Source organism: Nitrospirae bacterium YQR-1, from assembly GCA_039908095.1.
GTDB lineage: Bacteria > Nitrospirota > Thermodesulfovibrionia > Thermodesulfovibrionales > Magnetobacteriaceae > Magnetomonas.
Genome location: JAMOBJ010000011.1, coordinates 16,463 through 30,579, shown reverse-complemented (window position 1 = coordinate 30,579; position 14,117 = coordinate 16,463). Strand labels below are relative to the sequence as shown.

The 14,117-nt window shown below is 43.0% G+C and carries 12 protein-coding genes and 1 pseudogene; 11 read left to right on the top strand and 2 right to left on the bottom strand.

Going from position 1 to position 14,117, the window contains the following annotated elements; genetic code table 11:
- Window positions 1-42 precede the first annotated feature (42 nt).
- Window positions 43-807: a hypothetical protein gene (locus tag H7844_07295; GenBank protein ID MEO5357085.1), complete on the bottom strand. Its 765-nt coding sequence runs from the start codon at window positions 805-807 to the stop codon at window positions 43-45.
- A gap of 148 nt (window positions 808-955) precedes the next feature.
- A complete protein-coding gene (locus tag H7844_07290; protein MEO5357084.1) occupies window positions 956-1,663 on the bottom strand; it encodes a class I SAM-dependent methyltransferase in 708 nt (235 codons plus the stop codon).
- A 114-nt stretch (window positions 1,664-1,777) separates the two neighbouring features.
- On the opposite strand from H7844_07290, the gene H7844_07285 reads away from it, so the two are divergent.
- The 11 genes and pseudogenes from H7844_07285 (at window position 1,778) to H7844_07235 (ending at window position 14,096) form a co-directional block, all read left to right on the top strand.
- On the top strand, window positions 1,778-3,628 hold the full coding sequence (locus H7844_07285) for a HEAT repeat domain-containing protein (GenBank protein ID MEO5357083.1): 1,851 nt from the start codon (window positions 1,778-1,780) through the stop codon (window positions 3,626-3,628).
- Window positions 3,625-4,446, top strand: a complete 822-nt coding sequence (locus H7844_07280) for a protein-glutamate O-methyltransferase CheR (protein MEO5357082.1) — start codon at window positions 3,625-3,627, stop codon at window positions 4,444-4,446. The genes H7844_07285 and H7844_07280 overlap by 4 nt, the downstream gene beginning before the upstream one ends.
- A gap of 15 nt (window positions 4,447-4,461) precedes the next feature.
- A complete protein-coding gene (locus H7844_07275; protein ID MEO5357081.1) occupies window positions 4,462-4,827 on the top strand; it encodes a response regulator in 366 nt (121 codons plus the stop codon).
- Window positions 4,828-4,845: 18 nt separating this feature from the next.
- Window positions 4,846-5,238 carry a chemotaxis response regulator CheY gene (cheY, locus tag H7844_07270; GenBank protein MEO5357080.1) on the top strand — a complete coding sequence of 131 codons (393 nt, stop codon included), beginning with the start codon at window positions 4,846-4,848 and terminating at the stop codon, window positions 5,236-5,238.
- Between the two features lie 19 nt (window positions 5,239-5,257).
- Window positions 5,258-6,526, top strand: coding sequence for a protein phosphatase CheZ (locus tag H7844_07265; protein ID MEO5357079.1), 1,269 nt, complete (start codon window positions 5,258-5,260; stop codon window positions 6,524-6,526).
- A gap of 52 nt (window positions 6,527-6,578) precedes the next feature.
- Window positions 6,579-8,504, top strand: a complete 1,926-nt coding sequence (locus H7844_07260) for a chemotaxis protein CheA (protein MEO5357078.1) — start codon at window positions 6,579-6,581, stop codon at window positions 8,502-8,504.
- A 10-nt stretch (window positions 8,505-8,514) separates the two neighbouring features.
- On the top strand, window positions 8,515-9,609 hold the full coding sequence (locus H7844_07255; protein MEO5357077.1) for a chemotaxis response regulator protein-glutamate methylesterase: 1,095 nt from the start codon (window positions 8,515-8,517) through the stop codon (window positions 9,607-9,609).
- Between the two features lie 121 nt (window positions 9,610-9,730).
- On the top strand, window positions 9,731-10,195 hold the full coding sequence (locus H7844_07250; GenBank protein ID MEO5357076.1) for a chemotaxis protein CheW: 465 nt from the start codon (window positions 9,731-9,733) through the stop codon (window positions 10,193-10,195).
- 9 nt (window positions 10,196-10,204) lie between these two features.
- Window positions 10,205-10,297: pseudogene (locus tag H7844_07245) on the top strand (NADH peroxidase).
- A gap of 8 nt (window positions 10,298-10,305) precedes the next feature.
- A complete protein-coding gene (locus tag H7844_07240) occupies window positions 10,306-12,987 on the top strand; it encodes an ATP-binding protein (GenBank protein MEO5357075.1) in 2,682 nt (893 codons plus the stop codon).
- Window positions 12,984-14,096 carry a response regulator gene (locus tag H7844_07235; protein MEO5357074.1) on the top strand — a complete coding sequence of 371 codons (1,113 nt, stop codon included), beginning with the start codon at window positions 12,984-12,986 and terminating at the stop codon, window positions 14,094-14,096. The genes H7844_07240 and H7844_07235 overlap by 4 nt, the downstream gene beginning before the upstream one ends.
- Window positions 14,097-14,117: the final 21 nt, after the last annotated feature.

Here is a 14,117-nt window from a genome sequence, read left to right as displayed (position 1 = left end):
ACCGTTAGAAGATTTTAAAGTACTTTATAATTATGTGTAGGTTTACTTAATCAGGAATTTGAAAATAGCAGCCATTGCTGCAAGCTGGCCGATCCAGAATAAAAACATCCATTTTATGTTTTCCCTGCCGGATTTTTCAATGTCTATACGCAGATTTCCCTCTAACTTTGCTATAGCCTCGCTTTGCCTGCCCTCTAACTGTGCCATGTCTTCTCTGACTTTACTTATAGCCTCAGTTTGCCTGCCCTCTGACTTTGTTATAGCCGCAAGAAGTCTGCCTTCCAACTGTGCCATATCCTCTCTGACTTTACTTATAGCCTCGTTTTGCCTAACCTCTAATTTTAATATAGCTTCAGTTTGCTTGCCTTCAAACAGTGCCATGTCCTCTCTCAACTTTGCCATAGCTTCAGTTTGCTTGCCTTCAAACAGTGCCATGTCCTCTCTCAACTTTGCCATAGCTTCAGTTTGCTTGCCTTCAAACTTTGCCATGTCTTCTCTGACTTTACTTATAGCCTCAGTTTGCCTGCCCTCCAATTTTAACAAAGCTTCATTCTGCCTGCCCTCTAATTTTAATAAAGCCTCAGTTTGCCTGCCCTCCAATTTTAACAAAGCTTCATTCTGCCTGCCCTCAAAACGCGCCATATCCTCTCTGACTTTCCCTATCTCTATGGTAAGTCTTCGTTCAAGGCGCTCTTCCGCTAAGGCCAGTGCATCTTTACGCGCTTCTATATTTACTTCATTGATTAATTCAGCCAGAGCTTTGCTTGCTTCATCTCCAAGCGTTCCTCTTAAAACTTCCGGCACCATCGTAACAGGCATAATTTAATTATAGCAAAATCATAAAAAAAAATCTACCGGACACCATGGCAGATAAAACAGAGTGCAATTTTTTCTGCAGAAGCCATAGAGAGGCTTATAGAAGGTGGTAATACGCTTGCGGTAACATAAGTGACCATCAGCACGTTGCTACTAATAAAACAAGCGGGGCATAACACTGCGGCACGCTTTCAACTGTAAAACCACAGAGCCTTAACATCTCTACCCATGTTTCAATCTCAGGCCTCGTTTTTGAAATCCTGTAAAAATCAGTGTTCAAGCGCTTTGTGATTATATCCGGCAGAAATTTTATGAAATAACTTATGATTTTTTTATTATAGAATTTTACTTTCTTTTTCTCTTTTATTCTTTCCGTGTGTCTGTTGTCAGGGACGGTTAAAATAAAAAATCCACCGGGTTTTAACAAACGAAATATCTCTTTGAAATAACTAACAGGGTCTTCTATGTACTCAAATACGCTTGAGGCTGTTACAGCGTCAAAGGTGCCGTCATCATATGGCAGCTTTTGTGTAAAGTCAGCGCCTGAGCATGTAAATATTATACCGGAAGATTCATATCTCTCACGTGCTCTTTTTATCATCATCTCTGAGAGATCATAGCCGTGCATCTGAAACCCCGCCTCCAGCAGGCAATTAGTCAAATCCCCGCTTCCACAACCAAAATCAAGCACAAGAGAGCCTGATGGCAGTCTTTCTGTGAGTGCTCCGGTAAATCTTCCTGCTCTTTCGGCCATTATTCCGTCCGCTTCATAGTTTCTCTCCCACTCCATAGAAAGACTGTTAAAGAAACTCTCTACTTTTTCTGCATGTCCTTTCTTATTTTTCATTTATATTGCCGATACATCCAAATTATTTTTGTAGATAAAGAGTAAAACAAAATAAACACAAAACAGCTATTTGATTTTACCACATATTGCATTATATAATACACAGGTATAAAAATGAACAAGGCGAAATTAGATAAATTAAAAGAACATCTCAACCATGCCGATGTATCCAAAAGGCGGCAGGCGGCCTCGATGCTTGGTGAGGGTGGTGAGTGTGCAATTTATCCGTTAATAAAGGCACTCTTTGACTCAAGCCTTGCAGTGCAAGACTCTGCAGCCCAGTCTTTAATAAAAATAGGCACTGAGGCAGTAGCTTATATGACCATACCGGTTTTACGAAAAGAGGCTTCTCAGAGAAATGCCGCTCTGTTAATTCTTAAAGACCTTGGCGAGATATCTGTACCGTTTCTATACGACCTCTTAACCGACAGTGACGACGACATGCGGAAGTTTGCCGTGGATTTGCTAGGTGATATAAGAACTGGAGTTGATTACAAGCTGTTAGTCCCTATGCTTAAAGATGAAAACGCAAATGTAAGAGCTGCCACGTGCCGCTCATTAGGCCTTTTAAACATAAAAGAGACGGTGAGGTATCTCGAGGAGGCGCTTTCAGATGAGGAGGAATGGGTAGCCTTCACCGCCCTTGAAGCCCTTGGCACTATGGAGCGTGAGGAAGCAGTGGCCTCTATCAGTAATCTCTGCAACAGCCCGTCTCAGGTGCTGAAGTTTGCAGCCTTTGAAACTCTCGGTAGAATTCCCTCAAAACAATCCAGGGAAGCCATTATTGAATGTACCCTCAATACCGACCCCATTACTAAATCAGTCGCTGTAAAAAGCCTGGTTAAGCTGGGGATAGAGCCTGAAATGGGTTTCCTTGCTCAAGACCTAAGAGAAATGCTGAGCAGTGATGACTGGGAGGATAAACTTGCCGCCATCTCAGGCCTCACTATAATAAAAGATAAAGACTCTTTGTATAATCTTTTGGATTTAGCCGGCTCTCTGGACACTTCCAATCCTGAAAATGAAGAACATGTTGCAATCATAAAAGATGCTGTTGTAAAGATAGCCGACTGCCCCACCCTGCTTTGTCTTCTTGATTACAATGGTTTTAAGTTCAGAGGCATGGCTATTTTATTGGAAACACTGGGGAAATTAAAATGTGTCGAGGCCGTTGCTCCCCTGGTGACACTACTTAGGAGAAGCTCTCTCAGAGATATTCGCAGGGAGGCGGCTCAGTCGCTGGTTGAAATAGCAGACGAGAGCTGTGTGGAACCGCTGATAGAGGCACTTTCCGATGATGACGGCCACGTCAGAAAACAGAGCATCTATGCACTGAGAAAACTGAAAGCCAAAAAAGCATTTTTACCTATACTTGAGCTGATAAGCAGGGAGACTTACGAGGACGTTGTTGACGAGGGCGTTAAGGCACTGTTGTCTATGGATTCATCCAAGTTTCTGCACAAAGCCTCCTCTTACCCTGACAATTTTAAAATTTATATCGCAAAATATACGCAGGAGCTGGAGCTGCTCCTTGACCTCTCTAAAGACAACAGTAAAAATGTTAAAATAGCGGCGGTTTCACGGCTTGGCTCGTTTAATCTAAGCGGCGCATTTGACAGGCTTGGTGAGCTGTTGGAGGACCCTGATGTGGAATTAAGGCGTTCGGCGGCAATGACTTTAAACCAGAACGCTGTTTTTATTGAAGGGCTGCTGAGGGCTGTTAAAGATAATGATATGTGGGTGAGGTTTTATGCGTTAAAGAGTCTTGCCGCTTCAAAGGGTGATGAGTTTACCGGTGTACTAACGGAGGCACTTAATGATCACGAAAATCTCGTTATAATGGGGGCAATTGACGCACTGGCCTCTTTGGGCGGCCATGTTGCTTATGAGGCACTTTATCCGTTAAAAGACCATACGGATGATGCTCTCAGGCAGCGTATTGAAGAGGTACTATCAGCTTTATGATTGCCCTTAAGGATGAAACTTTTAGAAACTTCAGAGACTTCATATATGAAAAAAGTGGCATATATATACCGGATACGAAGAAGTACTTTATAGAAAACAGATTAAGCAAGAGGGTTGAGGAAAATAAGCTGGCCAGTTTTGACGATTACCTGTATATGCTGAAATATAATAACAGCATCAGTGAACTTAATGTTCTTTTTGATAAAATAACAACAAATGAGACATTTTTTTTTAGAGAGCTGCAACAATTGGAGGTTTTAACGGGACAGATAATACCCAAAATACGGTCTGAGTCAAAGTCTGCAACTTTAAAAATCTGGTCGGCGGCCAGCTCTACCGGAGAGGAGCCCTATACAATAGCAATGATGCTGATGGAAAATCCTAAAACAGCCGGCATTAAATTTGAGGTATTGGCCTCAGATTTAAGTGAATCTGTGCTGCAAAAGGCCAGAGAGGCCACCTACGGACAGTACTCAACCAGAAATATTCCACCGAACTATTTAAAAAAATACTTTAAACAAGCAGATGGAAACGCTTATGCTTTAAATGCAGATGTCCGCTCAAAGGTGAAATTTGTCCAGATAAACCTTCTTGACGCATCTAAAATGAGAACCATACGGGATATAGATGTAGTTCTGTGTAGAAATGTGCTAATATATTTCGATAAAAAAGCGAAGGTCTCTGTAGTGACAAGTATCTATGAATCGCTGAAAAACGGCGGTTATTTTTTTATAGGAATGGCTGAGTCTCTGCATGATGTGACAAGGGCGTTTAAACCTGCAATTATAGATAAAACCGTGGTGTATCAAAAGGCATAGGAGGGAGGGCAGGGTATGAGGATAATGGTAGTGGATGACGATAAGACTACACGCAAGATACTAGGCCTCTATCTTAAAGGCGGCGGCCATCAATCCGTATTTGCTGAAAACGGCCTTGACGCTATAGAAAAACTCGCTGTCAATGAAGTGGATTTAATCCTGACTGACCTCAATATGCCGTTTATGGATGGGATAGAGCTGATAAAAACGCTTAAAGCGGATACTTCTTTTAGAGAGATTCCGGTTATAATGATAACCACGGAAAATGATGAGGTTGAAAAGAATAAAGCTGTGGCAGCAGGTGCAAACGGTTATATGGTAAAGCCGGTATCAGCGGATTCACTTAATAGAGCTGTCAAAAACTTTGTAAAAAAAACTTAATTTCTGGAGGTAATTTTAATGCCTTATGACAAAAACATGAGAATTCTGGTAGTGGATGATTTCTCAACAATGAGAAGAATTATTAAAAACATTTTAAAGCAGCTCGGGTACGAAAAAATTGAAGAGGCGGAGGACGGTGAACAGGCATTTACTAAACTCAAAAATGGAGATTTTGATTTTCTGATAACCGACTGGAATATGCCTAATGTTACAGGACTGGAATTACTGAAAAGAGTCAGGGCGGATGCTAAATTAAAAGCGCTCCCCGTGCTTCTGGTAACTGCCGAGGCGGAAAAAGAGCAGGTTATTGAGGCAGTCAAGGCCGGTGTAAATAATTACGTCATCAAACCTTTCACCTCGGATGTGCTTAAGGAAAAATTGGATAAAATATTTGAGAAGTTGAAAAAGTAATTCCGCCGCCGGAGGAGATATGGGTCAATACATAGGTTTTAACATTGGCAGGGAAGAGTATGTTATTCCCATACTGATTGTACAGGAAATAATGAAACCGGCGCAGACCACGGTTTTGCCCCACTGCAGGGACTTCGTGCTTGGTATAATCAGTTTGCGCGGTAAGACGATTACCATTATAGATTTAAGGCAAAAGCTGGGGCTCTTTGACACCGGCTCACATGGTGAGGGCAATGTAATAGTGGTAAACCTGGGACGCATTATCTTCGGCGTTAAGGTGGATTCCATAACCGGAGTAATGAACATAGATGAAGGGACTATCGTCAATGACGTGGGTTTTGTTGGAACAAACTCCGACGGATGCTTAAAGGGGGTGGCAAACCTTGGTGCCGGCAGAATGGTTCTGATGCTTGACCTTACTAAGTTATTAAGCTTAGAGGAGATTTCTCTGATTGGCGAGGACATAGTAAACTCCGAGTGTACCGCAGACGGTGATATTGTTGTCACAAAGAGAGTAACAACAATGGGTGGAGACTTTTTTGTAAAAGAGGTTCGTGATGCCATCCACAAGAGTACTGCAAACAAAGGACTTGATGAGGATTTGACTCTCAGATTGATGGAAAATGTCAATAAGCTGCTGGAATCGTTTGCCGGTGGAGATATAGAGTCTGCCGAGAAAGCGATTGAGGAACTTTCAAGCTTCGGAGATCGTGAAATGTTTTCAGAGATTGGAAAGATGACCCGCCGCCTGCATGATTCCATCAAAGAATTTAAATATTTACTAAATCCTAAGTTAAAAAATCTGGCTGAGGGTGAGATGTCGGAAGCCAGTGACAACCTTGAATGGGTAATAACCAAAACTGAAGACTCTGCAAACAGGACTATAAGTATCGCAGAGAAGAATCAGGCTAAAATAACAGAATTGCTTGCTGAGATAGATAGTTTTCAAAAATTACATCAAACAACCAACGTTAAAGATGAGAATAATGGTTTTCCTGCTTTTTTAAAACAGGAACTAAATGATATGAATAGTGATTTTCTTGAGATAATGCTGGCTCAGGAGTTTCAGGATTTGACGGGACAGATACTAAGAAAAGTTATAAGGCTTGTCAGAGACTTAGAGGATCAGTTGGTAAAGCTCGTTATGATGTTTGGGGTGAGGGTGGATGCAAAACAACCGGCGGCATCGCCTGTGGACAAACCTCACGGGCCGCACATAAAACCATCGGAAAGCATAGTGTCGGACCAGAGCGATGTGGATGCACTGCTTGCCGAGTTTGGGTTCTGATAAATATAATGCTCTTCAAAAATAAAAATAACACAAGGGGAGGGAATCTGGCTTGTCTGACGAAATGGATGAAATAATAAATGATTTTTTGATAGAGACAACGGAGCTTGTTGATGATTTAAATCAGAAATTTGTAGAACTTGAGTCTGCCAGAGACAATCAGGATTTGGTCAACAGTATATTCCGCTCCGTTCACACTATAAAGGGAGCTTCCGGGTTTTTAGGTTTTAACCAAATGGTGGATGTAACACACATAACGGAAAGCGTACTGAAAAAAATAAAAGACGGAGAGTTGCTCTTAGAACCCGACATTATGGATGTGATTCTTGAGTCTATAGACATGGTAAAGGTGCTTTTAGAGCATATCAAGCAAAAGGATGGAATGGAGGAGGATATAACCGATCTGGTCAGCCGTCTTAGCGTAATAAATGACGGAGCAGCTCATGGAGCGCCTGTGTCCTCTCAGTCAGGCCGTGATATACCCGATTCTGATGAGCCGGTGGTAATGGATGAGGATCTGCTGGCAGAGCTTGAATCAGAGCGCGCTGCCTCTTCAAGTGTTAAACAAGTGGGTGAAATCCTTATCGAACAGGGCATGATTACAGAGGATGACGTTGATGAGGCGCTCAAAATTCAGGAGCTGATCAAAGAGTCGGTAGATATTGGTGAGGTACCCAAAGTGGGAGAAATTTTAACTGCTACAGAGAGGACCTCTAAAGAGCAGGTAACGAGAGCTCTCAACAAACAAGCCCCGCCGCCGTCACCGGAGAGGTCAGACAAACCCCAACAGGTGGAGCAAACAATCAGGGTGGATGTTGAGCGGCTGGATAATGTGCTTAACCTTGTCGGTGAATTGGTTTTAGCAAGAAACAGGCTTATGAAAATATCAACCACGCTTGAACTAAAATATCAGGACAGCGAGGACTTTGCTCCTCTTACAGAGTTGACCTCTTTTATAAACCTTATAACTACCGACCTTCAGATAGCAGTAATGAAGACAAGGATGCAGCCCATAAAGAAGGTCTTTAACAGGTTTCCGCGTATGGTCAGGGACCTTGCCCGGCAGCTTAACAAAGATGTTGAGTTAAAGCTCTTTGGAGAGGACACTGAACTTGACAAGTCAATAATTGAGGAAATAGGCGACCCCCTTGTACATTTAATAAGAAACTCTGTAGATCACGGAATAGAGATGCCAAAAGTCAGAGAAGCCGCAGGAAAGCCAAAATCCGGCACTGTAATGCTTTCAGCATATCAGGAAGGCAATAACATAGTGCTGGCTATTGAGGACGATGGCAAGGGGATAGACCATGAAATGCTGAAAGAAAAAATTGTGGAAAAAGGCCTCTCAACGTACGATGAACTCGATAAACTCTCTATCAAGGAGATTTTGGATTTTATTCTTTTGCCGGGTTTTTCCACAGCCAAAGAGGTCTCAGACGTCTCCGGCAGAGGGGTCGGCATGGATGTGGTCAAGACCAATATAGATAAGTTAAACGGCGTAATCACAATAGATACGGAAAAAGGCAGGGGGTCACGCTTCTTAATACGGCTGCCCCTTACGCTTGCCATAATACAGGCACTTATGGTAGGAGTCGGCAAGGAGGTCTTTGCAATTCCGCTTGCCTCTGTTGTTGAAACGGTACGTTTAGCCGACAAGGATATTAAGACTATCAGAGGGCAGGAGACTGTCATTCTCAGGGATGAGATAGTGCCGGTGCATAGGCTTGCAGATAAGTTTTTCATAGAGCGCTCCTCTGATACTGAGGGAAAGATGTATCTGGTAGTCATATTAATCGGAGAGAGGAAGTATGGACTAATGGTGGATAAGCTTTATGGACAGGAAGAGGTGGTTATTAAATCAATAGAGGGATTTTCAGGAAGCGCAGATGGTGTAGCCGGGGCTACAATAACAGGAGATGGAAAGGTCGTTTTGATTTTGGACCCATCTGTGATGTTTAGCGGCGTTAAGCACGGTTAACAGTTTAAATATGATACAGGCCCCGGATAAAAAAATAAAAGTATTGATAGTGGATGATTCCGCCTTTATGCGAAACACCATAAAGAGCTTGATAGCCAGGGACCCGGAAATCCAGGTGGTAGGGACAGCTTCAGACGGCATAGAGGCGCTGGAAAAAATTGCCCTGTTGAAACCCGATATCATCACACTGGATGTAGAGATGCCGCGTATGAACGGCCTTGAGGCACTTAAAGCCATCATGGAGAGCAACCCTCTGCCTGTAATAATGGTAAGCTCTCTTACAACTGAGGGAGCTAAGACTACATTAGAGGCACTTGAGCTGGGTGCGGTGGATTTTATTCCAAAGAACCTCTCCGAACTTTCCGTCAACATAGTAAACATAAAAGACATGCTGCTGGATAAACTTAAGCAGATTGGCAGCAAAAAATTCAAAATACCGAGGAGATTACCACCTCTAAGGGCTGGAATTCCTGCATCGGGCAGAGCGGCTGCCACAGTGTCGGAGCCGGCAACCCATTCTGTGCAGTTTACGTCATCCAAACGTATCCAATTGGTTGCAATAGGTACCTCTACGGGAGGACCAAAGGCGCTTCAGACTATAGTGCCGCTTCTGCCCAAAAACTTCTCAGTGCCCGTGATAATATCTCAGCACATGCCGGCTAATTTCACAGGTCCTTTTGCCGAGCGGCTTTGTCAACTGAGCCGGCTGCCGGTAAAAGAAGCAAAGCACGGTGAAAAGATAGAAAACGGCGTAGTTTATGTAGCCCCCGGCACCGGCCACATGAGTATCACTAAGAGAGGATTTGACAAATTTGTCAGCATTGGGGAGGACCCTGCATATATTTATAAACCATCTGTTGACGTTATGATGTTAACCGCTAATGCTGCAATACCCGGGGCTTGTCTCGGTGTAATATTGACAGGCATGGGTAATGATGGATTTAAGGGTATGAAGGCTATCAAGGACTCAGGGGGAAGAACTCTGGCTCAGGATGAGGACACTTGTGTTGTCTTTGGTATGCCGAAATTTGTAGTTGAATCGGGGCTTGCCGATAAAGTAGTGCCTCTTTCAGAGATAGCAGGGGAGATTATTAATTCGATTTAAGCTTTTTCCCTTTTATTATTACAACCGGTTAATGTATAATGTTCAATATGGCGTGATTATATCTGTTTGGAATTTTGTGTTTTTTTGGTAAGATAATTAATCATACAGGGAGGCATAAATTATGGAGCCCTTTACAGCAACAGAAAACGTACTTCAGCTTGTCACCTTTACTCTGGGCACAGAGGAGTATGCGGTGGATATTTTGACGGTACAGGAAATCAACAGGATGACGTCAATAACGATGGTACCAAATGCCCCGCCGTTTGTGGAGGGAGTTATAAACCTGCGCGGCAAGGTTATACCGGTGGTGAATCTCCGTAAGAAATTCAGTATTCCTGACTTAGAAGACAGTGAAAACGCTAAAATAATGATTGTTGACTTAAAGGGAGTTACGATGGGATTGATAGTGGATGCTGTATCGGAGGTTCTGAGAGTGCCTGCAAACATTGTGGAACCCACGCCTCCAATGGCTACAGATATCAGCACCGAGTTTATTTATGGAATAGCAAAGCTGCAGGACAGGCTTATAATTATGCTGGACCTTGATAAGATGATAGACAGCTCTACCGAGTCGTTTAGTTTTTAGCTCCCGGCACGAGTCGATGCTGGATATGGCGCATGTAAAGGCAAAAAAGAGCTTGCAGCAAAAGCAAAACAATTAAATCTTGACGCTATTCATAACACCGTGTGACTAAAATGAGAATCAGCACAAAGATATTATTGTCACTTGCAGGGCTTTCACTGTTATCATTACTTCTTTTCAGCTATATAATATTGCACGGCATGGTTGAACTTAGTAATTTTACAAAGGCTGTAAATGCAGGTTTAGGGCAGCAGGCAGTACAGGACAGCATTGATAACCTCAGAAGTGAAGCGGAAAAACATCTCCTCCAAACGGCCCGTTACAGGGCACTCATAATAGACATGTTTCTGCAAAAGGTGGAGGATGGAGTAAATGTTATGTCTGGATATGCCACTGACCTATACAGCCTTAAGTCCCCAAAGGGCTGGAATATATCGTACTCTCAGTTTGAAAAACCGGTAGATATATACTCTGCATCGTCATATGCACTGTCGCCGGGTGTAAAACCGGAGGATGTAAACAGTGAGTTGAAGCTGACAAGCCATTTGGATGATATTTTTAAGTCTGTTTTTCCAACCAACCGCCATTTATTTTACATTTATATTGGAACAAAATCCGGGATAATACGTACATACCCCTGGGGTGACGGACTCCAACCGGCATATGACCACAGAGCCCGGTCGTGGTATCTGTCGGCGGCTGAGAAAAAAACAATCACATGGACCTTGCCCTACCTTGATGCCGGAACAAACGAGCTGATTATCACATGTGCTAAAGCGTTTTTTTACCCTGACGGCACCCTTGCAGGGGTGACAGGGGCTGACGTCACTATCCATGCACTAAATGATGATATAATAAACACCAGAGTCGGCGATGAGGGCTATTCGTTTCTCATAGACGGAAAGGACAAATTGGTCAGTTGGCCCGGCATGACGGTTACTAATAAGAAATGGAACGATGTGCTGATAAATGAGGATTTTACAAAAAATGGTGATGAGATTATAAAAACAATTATGAAGGAAATTAAAACGGAGGGTTCAGGGATAATCACTGCAATAATAGATTCAGAGGAGAAATACATTGCTTACTCCACGCTGAAAACCACAGGCTGGATACTGTGTGTGGTAATGCCGGTGGATGAGATAACCTCTGTAGCGTCAAAAACACGTGTTAAACTCTCAACCGGTATAGAGAAGGCGGCCACAGAGGTAAATATCCAGATGAAACATCTTCAGAGGATGATAGCCGCCGCAATTCCATTAATTCTGCTTATAGTGACACTTGCAGCATTGATTATATCAAGAAGAACAACAAAGCCGATAAAGTCCCTTATTGAGGGTATAAAGAGTGTCGCAGCCGGAAATCTTGACTACAGAATGAACATTGCAACCGGTGATGAAATCGAGGACCTTGCCGTAGCTTATAATAAAATGGCTGAAGAACTGCGAAAATATGATTCAAAACTTAAGGAGCAAACACAACAGCTCACAAACACAAACGAGGACCTTGTGAAAGAAATCTGGATTCGCATGGAAAAGGAAGACATTGCACTAAAAAGAAATACCGAGCAATTGCACTACAGGGATGCCCTGCTTTATTTGAGCCGTAAAGACCTTTCAGACTCTGACTCAGCATTTAAAACAATAACCCGACTTGTATCTGAGACTATCGGTGTTGCGCGTGTAAGTATATGGCTATTTGACAAGGATAAAACAGCAATACACTGCCACTGTCTTTATAAAGCGGATGAGGAAGCGTATGAGTCGGATTTCATCCTGAAATCTGTGGATTATCCTATTTATTTTAATGCGCTAAAGAACAACCGTATTATAAATGCCTCATATGCCCTCACAGACCCCCGTACCGCGGAATTCACAGAGAGTTACCTCAAACCCCTTAACATAGTGTCCATGATGGATGCCGGCATAAACCACAAGGGAGACATTGCCGGCGTTATCTGTTGCGAGCAAACAGAGACCCCTTTGGTGTGGAGCATGGAGGCACAGGAGTTTGTCTCATCGGTTTCGGATATGATCTCATTTGTTTTGGAGTCGGCACAGCGCACACAGACTGAACGTATGCTGATTCAACAGTCAAAACTTGCAGCCATGGGAGAGATGCTCTCTATGATAGCACACCAGTGGAGACAGCCCCTTTCCTCTATAAGCACCATTGTGGCCGACATGCAGGTGGCTTGTGCCATTGGGCGGCCTGATATAAACGAATTCAATGAATCCCTGGACAGAGTTAATGAACAGGCACAGTATCTGTCAAGCACGATTAATGATTTTAAAAATTTTTTCAGTCCGACAAAAAAGATGGAAACCGTTATGCCTGACTACATAATAGAGCAGGCTTTGAAAATTATTGGAAAATCCATCGAGTATAAAACCATAGAGGTACGCAGGGAGTACTCTTATAAAACCGCTATACTCACTTATCCTAACGAACTTATTCAGGTCATCTTAAATATTCTGAAAAATGCTCAGGACATTTTGATGGAGAAAGAGATACCAACTCCGACTATTGTAATAGGAGGGTATGAGGACAACGGCAACATTTTTATTGAGCTTTCCAACAATGCCGGCGGCATACCGGAGGATTTAACAGATAAGATATTCGAGCCGTACTTTACTACAAAAGAAGACTCAGGGGGCACGGGGCTAGGGCTTTATATGTCAAAAACGATTATAGAAAAACACTGCAGGGGCACTCTGACTGTGAAAAATATCAGAGACGGCGCATGTTTTACCATAAAACTTCCGTTAGAAAGAGAGGAGACTGATGACATATGATAGATGCAGAAAAGGTTAAAGAATTATCAGCACATGCAAAGGGCTTATCGGTACTGTATGTGGAGGATGACGTCCATCTTCAGAAGAACACAGTAAGACTACTGTCCAGATTTTTCGGAAAAATAGACACGGCGTCAAACGGCAGGGAAGGGTTGGACAAATTCGCCGCCGGTTCCTACGACCTTGTTATAACGGATATCAGAATGCCTGTTATGAACGGCATAGAAATGGCAACACGGATAAAGAAAATTCAAAGTACACAACCCATAATGGTTACCTCAGCCCATGATGAGTCACAGTTTCTTATAGACCTAATAAACATAAATATAAGCAACTTTGTTTTAAAACCCATTGACGCCGGCAAAATCATAGATGTTCTCAAAGACATTGTTGATAAGATTTGGGTTAGAAGATATGAAAATGACTACAAGAGACTCCTTGAGGAAGCGGTAAAGGACAAGACAAGGGAGCTTTCCGATGTTATAGAGCTGGTTACAAGTTTAGGTAACGAGTTAATGCAGCGGCTTGTGGCGGCAAGTGAGCAAAAGGACACAGACACCGGCAGCCACATTGTCAGAATCGGGCTCTACGCCGAGTGCCTTGCAAGGGAAATGGGTATGCCGGAGGACTTTATAAGTTCCATTGCATTTGGCGCCCAGTTGCACGATATAGGGAAAATCGGAATAAAAGACAGCATTCTTTTAAAGTCCGGCCCGCTTACTCACGAGGAGTTTGAGACTATGAAGTCACACACCGAAATTGGAGCTAGAATTCTTGCCGGTTCAAAATACGCAAGAATCCAAATGGCTGAAGATATAGCCTACTGCCACCACGAAAAATGGGACGGTACCGGCTACCCCAGAGCTCTCAAAGGTACTGATATACCACTTGAGGCACGAATTGTCATCATCTGCGACCAGTACGACGCTTTGGCCATGAAACGCCCCTACAAACCACCCCTTGAGCATAATGAAGTTGTCAGAATAATCACGGAAGGTGACGGCAGAACACTCCCTCAGCACTTTGACCCCGATGTTCTGAATGTCTTTGCAAAGGTCTCTGATAATTTCAATCAAATATATGAGCTCAATAACTCCGCCGGTTTGTAGAAAGGGGGAAGGAGAGGCATA

Bases quoted from the DNA above. Each gene is read 5' to 3' on its own strand.
- H7844_07295 (MEO5357085.1), bottom strand. From the start codon at position 807: ATGGTGCCGGAAGTTTTAAGAGGAACGCTTGGAGATGAAGCAAGCAAA.
- H7844_07285 (MEO5357083.1), top strand. From the start codon at position 1,778: ATGAACAAGGCGAAATTAGATAAATTAAAAGAACATCTCAACCATGCC.
- H7844_07280 (MEO5357082.1), top strand. From the start codon at position 3,625: ATGATTGCCCTTAAGGATGAAACTTTTAGAAACTTCAGAGACTTCATA.
- H7844_07235 (MEO5357074.1), top strand. From the start codon at position 12,984: ATGATAGATGCAGAAAAGGTTAAAGAATTATCAGCACATGCAAAGGGC.
- H7844_07250 (MEO5357076.1), top strand. From the start codon at position 9,731: ATGGAGCCCTTTACAGCAACAGAAAACGTACTTCAGCTTGTCACCTTT.
- H7844_07275 (MEO5357081.1), top strand. From the start codon at position 4,462: ATGAGGATAATGGTAGTGGATGACGATAAGACTACACGCAAGATACTA.
- H7844_07240 (MEO5357075.1), top strand. From the start codon at position 10,306: ATGAGAATCAGCACAAAGATATTATTGTCACTTGCAGGGCTTTCACTG.
- H7844_07290 (MEO5357084.1), bottom strand. From the start codon at position 1,663: ATGAAAAATAAGAAAGGACATGCAGAAAAAGTAGAGAGTTTCTTTAAC.
- cheY (MEO5357080.1), top strand. From the start codon at position 4,846: ATGCCTTATGACAAAAACATGAGAATTCTGGTAGTGGATGATTTCTCA.
- H7844_07265 (MEO5357079.1), top strand. From the start codon at position 5,258: ATGGGTCAATACATAGGTTTTAACATTGGCAGGGAAGAGTATGTTATT.
- H7844_07255 (MEO5357077.1), top strand. From the start codon at position 8,515: ATGATACAGGCCCCGGATAAAAAAATAAAAGTATTGATAGTGGATGAT.